Origin of the sequence: Archangium sp. (assembly GCF_036389735.1) — a bacterium.
Classification (GTDB): domain Bacteria; phylum Myxococcota; class Myxococcia; order Myxococcales; family Myxococcaceae; genus Archangium.
Genome location: NZ_DASVWK010000770.1, coordinates 1 through 6,402 on the forward strand (window position 1 = coordinate 1; position 6,402 = coordinate 6,402).

The following is a 6,402-nucleotide window of genomic DNA, read 5'->3' on the forward strand; positions in this document are numbered from 1 at the left end:
GAGCCAGAACCGACGCGAGGCCAGGCGCGCGGCCACCAGCAGACTACGCCGCGACACCAGCCCTATGTCCGTGCCCGGTGTGACAAATCCGGGCTAGGTAGTCGCCCACCTGCCCGATGGTGGCGCCGGCCTCCACGGCCCAGGTAGCCACGCTGTGGCGAAGGTTCGCGGGCGTGAAGATCTTGACGCCCGCCGCCTTACACGCCCGCTCTACGGCCCCGGACAGGCGCCAGAATCCGATGGGCCCGTGCTGCCGCAGCCGCTGAGCCGCTGTGAGGTGGTGCAGGGTCGGGTCCTCATCGGCAGCCAGCCGGTGCACTCCGCCCTCCGCGTCCCGGAAGCCGTCCTTGCGCAGGTAGCCGTAGAGGCTCTTGATGACCGCGATCTTCGGCGTCCGGCACTTCGTCCCGTTCAGCACCTCCAGGAGCTGCTCGATGCGCAACTCGCGCAGGTTGACCGAGCCGAGCACCTCCTGCCACCAGGCCAGGTACACCTTCTGCTCGTGGACCCACTTCGGGCTGTTCTTCTTCTCGTCCCGGCTCCACGTGAGGAACTGCGTGGCCGTCTCCGCGTTCAGCAGAATGGGGAGCGCACGTTCCGGGCGCCTCTCGGCCGGAGAGCGATAGCCCACGGGGTCCGCCATGAAGCGGTCCAGCTCGTGGAGCGCGTCCTTCAGGTTGTCGGCCCCGGTGGAGACCTTGTACCGGCGCCCACCCACCATCTTCGAGATGTAGTAGGTGGGCCCGCTCGGCCCCTTGGGCTTCCGCCCCCGCTTGCCCGTGGTTCCGGAGGAACCGCTGCCCACCCCCGGCTCGGCCGCATCTGCGGGGACCTCGGCCTCGCCCAGGTCCTTCCAGTAGATCTCGCCCCCGGCCCAGGAGCCACTGAACCCGCCTCGACGCTTCGCCTTCACGACATGCTCCCGTGGGTCGTCGGGCGGCGTTACCCAACAGATTCCCCAACAGGGCAAATAAAAAGGGTCGGCTGCTTTCGCAACCGACCCGTAACCTCTTGAAACTATTGGAGCCGACATCCGGATTTGAACCGGAGACCTACTGATTACGAATCAGTTGCTCTACCGACTGAGCTATGTCGGCACAACCCGCCGCAACGACGACGCTTTTGGCGTTGCCGATGTGGGCGCGCGAAGTAACACGCTGCCCCAACCACGGCAAGCACTTCTTTCATCCTCCCCCACCCCGCCTCTCCTCCCCCTCCGCCCAGCCCAGGGGAGCAGGCGAGCGAACACCCGGGGTGAATGACACACCGCGTTGGCTAACTACCCGAAACTGTTGAACGTTTGGATCTCAACAACCCGCCCAGCCGGTTGACCCCTGGTGGACGCTATGCACATAAGGGCCTCGCTTCTACTCAACAATCGCCTCACCCCAAGGAGCGATTCCCGACATGGCCAGCGAAGAGAATTTCATGCGCGCCCCGGCTCCGACGCCCAAGCGCACCGTCTACACGGAGGCGATGGAGATCTTCAACCGCGCCGCCGACATCATCGGTCTGGACAAGCGCGTTCGCCTCGAGCTCGAGGAGCCCGACTACGAGCACATCTTCTACGTCACCGCGAAGCTGAAGGATCGCCTCGTGCCGCTCGCCCCCGAGCTGGCCCGGGACTTCGCGGACCTCTCCATCTCCCAGGTGCGCAACCCCGAGGGGCTGGAGCGGCTGGCGGACGGGAAGATCATCCTCAATGGTCGCGCCCTGCTCGGCTCGGACGTCTCCATTCGCCGCGGTCACATCCGTCTGCCGGACGGCAACGTGTACCAGCTCGTCCCCGGCGAGTCCCAGCGCTTCAAGGCCTACCGCGTCCAGCACAACCAGGCGCGTGGCCCCTACAAGGGCGGCATCCGCTATCACCGCGAGGTCTCCCTGGATCTCTTCAAGGCGCTCGGCGCCGAGATGACCTGGAAGACCGCCATCTCCGAGGTTCCGTTCGGCGGTGGCAAGGGTGGCATCCAGATCGACCCGCGCTCGTACGGCCGCGAGGAGTTGGAGAACATCACCCTGCGCTTCATGTACAAGCTCAAGGGTCTGATCGGTCCCAACATCGACATCCCCGCTCCCGACGTGGGGACGAACGGGGAGATCATGGCCCTCATGTACCGTCAGTACTCGGACGGCGAGCGCGAGCGCCACAACATGCGCGGCATCGTCACCGGCAAGGACGTGCGCATCGGCGGCTCGGAGGGCCGTGCGGCCGCCACCGGCCAGGGCGTGGCCTTCTGCATCGAGGACTACTACGCCGAGAAGGGCGAGAACCTGAAGGGCAAGACCTTCATCCTCCAGGGCTTCGGCAACGTGGGCAGCCACGGCGCCGCCATCCTCCAGAAGATGGGCGCCCGCCTGCTCGCGGTCAACGACGCCGACGGCACCATCTACAACGGCGACGGCATCGACGTGCCCGCGCTCATCGCCCACGTGAACGATCCGAAGAACCTGCGCAAGAGCGTGCTCGGGTTCCCCGGCGCCCAGAAGATCGAGAAGAAGGACTTCTGGGAGGTCTCCGCGGACATGTGCATCCCCGCCGCCCTGGGTGGTGAAATCACCGGGGACGTGGCCGAGCGCATCAAGGTGAAGCTGATCGCCGAGGGCGCCAACGGTCCCACCACCCCCGAGGCCGATCGCGTCCTGCAGAAGCGCGGCATCGACATGATCCCCGACATCATCGCCAACGCCGGCGGCGTGACGGTGAGCTACTACGAGTGGATCCAGAACAAGCGCATGGAGCGCTGGAGCGAGGCCGAGGTCAACCAGCGCCTCGAGCACGCGATGAAGCGCAACTACCGCATCATCCGCGACATCTCGCGCAACCAGGGCCGCCGCACCGAGTCGCATGACAGCCGCCCGTTCATCTCCGGCAAGGAAGTGGATCCGCGCTGCGCCGCGATGATCCTCGCGCTCAAGCGCATCGAGGCCCACTACCTCCTCGAGGGCTTCTCCCAGTAAGCCCCCGCCTCCCCTGAAGCACGAAGGGCACGGTCGCTCCTGGCGGCCGTGCCCTTTGCTTTTTCCACCGCGTCCCCAGCGGCGCGTCAGTGCATGACGCGCTCGCGGTCCACCAGCAGCAGCGGATGATCGTCCTGCACCTCGTAGGCGACGATGCGCAGCCCCACGCCCCGGCTGTTGCCCTCGCGCCCGTCCTTGCGGCCGTACGAGAGCGCCACCTGGTAGCGCACCTCGCACAGGCACGTCATCTCCGTGCCGTCCTCCCCCGCGAACGTCACCTTCACCCGCTCGCCCAACGCCAGCGACTCGCGCGTCTCCACGAACAGGCCCTGGGCGCTGATGTTGCGTCCGATGCCTCGGCTCAGCCCCCCCTCCGTGGAGAGGTAGATGGTGAAGACCTTGTCGAACCGCAGGTGGGTACGTCGCTCCGTGTGGACCTGAGCCAAGGGGTGCCTCCGGGGTGTCCGGGTGGGTGGAAGGTGCCACGAAAACTACATGGTGGGGCCATGTAGTCAAAATATCCACCCACCCATACCCACACGTACCGCTACGTACCCGCTGCCCGGGAGTGCCGGTAGGCGGCCGGGGTGGCAGCATCGGCCCCCCTCTTCACCTGCCTGGAGTGCCCCCTCCGTGAGACGACTCATCCTGGCCGCCGTCCTCCTGTTGCCCGCGCTCGCCCTGGCGGACGTGGATCCGCGCTTCGCCCGCCAGAGGGATCAGGCCGAGCCCCTGGGCAGCCTTGGCATCTTCCTGGAGAAGTACGTGGGCGAGTGCTCCGGCCTGTTCGCCGGCTCCTCCTGCCGCGCCGATGCCGAGGCGTTCCGCAAGAGGTTCCAGGGGAAGAAGCTGTACATGATCATCAACGAGGACTCGGCGACGATGGTCAGCCCGGGCCCGTACCAACCCGGCACGGGCAACTACACCATCTTCGTGACGCCCTTCTTCCCCGGGGGCCCCTATGCCCTCACCCAGGGCGTGCCCACGCAGACGGACACCCAGGGCAACCCGCTGCTGCCGCTCCTGCGCATCACCGGCACCACCCCCGAGGGCTGGAACGCCAGCAACCTCCTGCGCCTCTTCTCCACGCGCCAGATCCGCGTGCAGATGGTCTTCACGCCGCAGGAGGTGTGGGCCCTGCCGCGCAAGAAGGGGGGCGGGAAGATGTACGGCGTGGGGGCGCGCGTCGAGGCGCTGCTCCTCACCCACGCGCGCACGGGCGAGCCGCTGGGCCGGTGGTTCGCCGAGGAGACCTCCTCCGCGGGTGGCAGGAAGAGGAAGTAGCCTGGGGGGCTAGGGCTCCAGCGCGACGTACTGCTGCACCTCGCCGCGCCGCACCCGGAGCAGCACCGCCGCGCCCGCGCCCCGCTCCAGCGCGCCCTTCACCGCCGCGATGTCCCTCACCTTGCGGCGGTTCACCTCCGTCACCACGTCCCCCGCCCGCAGCCCCGCGCGCGACGCCACGCTGCGCGGCAGCACGCCCGACACCAGCACGCCGTCGTAGGGCTGGAGCCCCAGGGGCGCCGCCACCTCGGGCGAGACGTCCCGGAGCACCAGGCCGAGGTCCGCCAGGTTGCCCGGGCTGGCCAGTGCCTCCAGCACCTCCTGGGCCGGACGGGCCGACAGCTTCACCATCACGTCCTGGGTGGTGCCGCCACGCAGCAGCGTCAGCTTCGCCTCCGTGCCCGGCGCCAGCATCGCCACCTTGCGCAACAGCTGCTGGAACGAGTCCACCTGCCGCCCGTTCACCGCCACCACCTGATCCCCGGTGCGGATGCCCGCCTGCGCCGCCGGGCTGTCGCGGTACACGTCCCGCACCACCGCGGCGCGCTGCTGGGGCTGGCCCTCCTGGGCTCTCTCGTCGATCACCACGCCCAACCAGCCCCGCTGGAGCTGGCCGTTCTTGCGCAGGTTGGGCAGCAGGTCCTTCACCATGTTGATGGGCACCGCGAAGCCGATGCCCTGTCCCTGGCTGATGATGGCCGTGTTCACCCCCACCACCTCGCCGCGCATGTTGAAGAGCGGTCCACCCGAGTTGCCCGGGTTGATGAGCGCGTCCGTCTGGATGAAGTCGTCGAAGGGGCCCACGCCGATCACCCGCTCCTTGGCGGAGATCATCCCGTGCGAGACGGAGTGATCCAACGCGAACGGGCTGCCGATGGCCAGCACCCAGTCGCCTACCTCCAGCCGATCCGAGTCTCCCAGGTACACCGCCGGCAGCCCCGCCAGCCCCTGGCCGCGCAGCCGCAGCAGCGCCACGTCCGTGGACTTGTCGCGCCCCACCACCTCGGCGGGGAACTCGCGCCCGTCGGACAGGCGCACCGTGATCTCCCTGGCCTCCACGTCCCCGCGCGCCACCACGTGGTTGTTCGTCACCACCAGCCCGTCCGGTGTGAGGATGAAGCCCGAACCCGTGCTGCTGCCCGTGCGCACCGGGCCCCGCAGCGGATCCGTCCCCGAGAGGCTGACGTTGATGTTCACCACCCCCGCCTCCACCGCCCGGATGAGCGGCGCCAGCGAGGTGGGCGGCACGAAGCCCGGCAGCATCGGCTCCTTGGAGGCCCACTCGCGCCACAGCCCCATCGGGCCGCTGCGCACCTGGGCGGACTCCTCGTGCCAGGAGACATGCTCCCGCGCCCGGGCCGCGAGCCACGGGGCGAGCGGTCCCTGCTCCGCTCCCGCCCTGGGGGTGATCACCAGTGACAGGAGCACGAGGAAGGGGGTGAGAGGAAGGAGGCGGCGGAGGGCGACGGGGGCCATGGCAACCGGCTCGAACACCCACCCCCGCCGGCTATTTCCCAGGAACACCTCAGGCCTGGGCGGGGGCGATGTACTTGGCCACCTTCACCCGCGCGGGCCGGATGATCCGATCCTTCAGCTTGTAGCCCGCGCTGGCCTCGGCCACCACCTTCTGATCCTCGTCCGGATTGGCGGTGATCTCCATGTCCGTGGCCTCGGCGGTATTCGGATCGTAGGGCAGACCCACCACCTTGATGCGCTCGATGCCCGATTGCTGGAGCTTCGAGAGCAGCCCGTCGCGGATCATCTTCACGCCCTGCGCCAGGGGGGACGTGGTGTCGCCCCCGCTCATGGAGAGGCAGCGGTCCAGCTCGTCCACCGCCTCCAGCAGCGTGGTGGCCACGTTGCCGCGCTCCACGTCCATCATCCGCTCGCGCTCACGCGTGAGGCGTTGCTTGAATTCCTCGCGGTCCTTCTGCACCTCTTGATAGGCGCGCGCGAGCTGGTCCACACGACGCCGGGTCGCGTCCAACTCCGCCTCCAGCCGCTGCCGCTCCTGATCCACCGCCGGGCCGGCCTGCTGCTGGGCCGACTGCTCGGCGGTCGTCTCGGGCGACGCCGTGGACGCGGCCGCGTCCTGGGCCTGCGTCTCCGGGGACGTCCCATCTGTCCGGGGATTGCCGTTCATGCGGCGAACGTAACCAG

6 protein-coding genes and 1 tRNA gene are annotated in these 6,402 nt (G+C 68.5%); 2 read left to right on the forward strand and 5 right to left on the reverse strand.

Annotation, left to right across the window (positions count from 1 at the left end):
• Positions 1-43 precede the first annotated feature (43 nt).
• Positions 44-913 carry a hypothetical protein gene (locus tag VF794_RS27390; protein ID WP_331115402.1) on the reverse strand — a complete coding sequence of 290 codons (870 nt, stop codon included), beginning with the start codon at positions 911-913 and terminating at the stop codon, positions 44-46.
• A gap of 108 nt (positions 914-1,021) precedes the next feature.
• Positions 1,022-1,097, reverse strand: a tRNA-Thr gene (locus VF794_RS27395).
• 310 nt (positions 1,098-1,407) lie between these two features.
• On the opposite strand from VF794_RS27395, the gene VF794_RS27400 reads away from it, so the two are divergent.
• Positions 1,408-2,958, forward strand: a complete 1,551-nt coding sequence (locus VF794_RS27400) for a Glu/Leu/Phe/Val dehydrogenase (protein ID WP_331115404.1) — start codon at positions 1,408-1,410, stop codon at positions 2,956-2,958.
• Positions 2,959-3,044: 86 nt separating this feature from the next.
• On the opposite strand, the gene VF794_RS27405 is transcribed toward VF794_RS27400, so the two are convergent.
• Positions 3,045-3,404: a PilZ domain-containing protein gene (locus tag VF794_RS27405; protein ID WP_331115406.1), complete on the reverse strand. Its 360-nt coding sequence runs from the start codon at positions 3,402-3,404 to the stop codon at positions 3,045-3,047.
• 187 nt (positions 3,405-3,591) lie between these two features.
• Between VF794_RS27405 and VF794_RS27410 the strand changes: the two genes are divergently transcribed.
• Entirely contained in the window at positions 3,592-4,242 is a 651-nt protein-coding gene (locus VF794_RS27410; RefSeq protein ID WP_331115408.1) for a DUF6066 family protein, read from the forward strand.
• Positions 4,243-4,251: 9 nt separating this feature from the next.
• On the opposite strand, the gene VF794_RS27415 is transcribed toward VF794_RS27410, so the two are convergent.
• Entirely contained in the window at positions 4,252-5,718 is a 1,467-nt protein-coding gene (locus VF794_RS27415; RefSeq protein WP_331115409.1) for a trypsin-like peptidase domain-containing protein, read from the reverse strand.
• Between the two features lie 49 nt (positions 5,719-5,767).
• Positions 5,768-6,385: a nucleotide exchange factor GrpE gene (locus tag VF794_RS27420; protein WP_331115411.1), complete on the reverse strand. Its 618-nt coding sequence runs from the start codon at positions 6,383-6,385 to the stop codon at positions 5,768-5,770.
• Positions 6,386-6,402 lie beyond the last annotated feature (17 nt).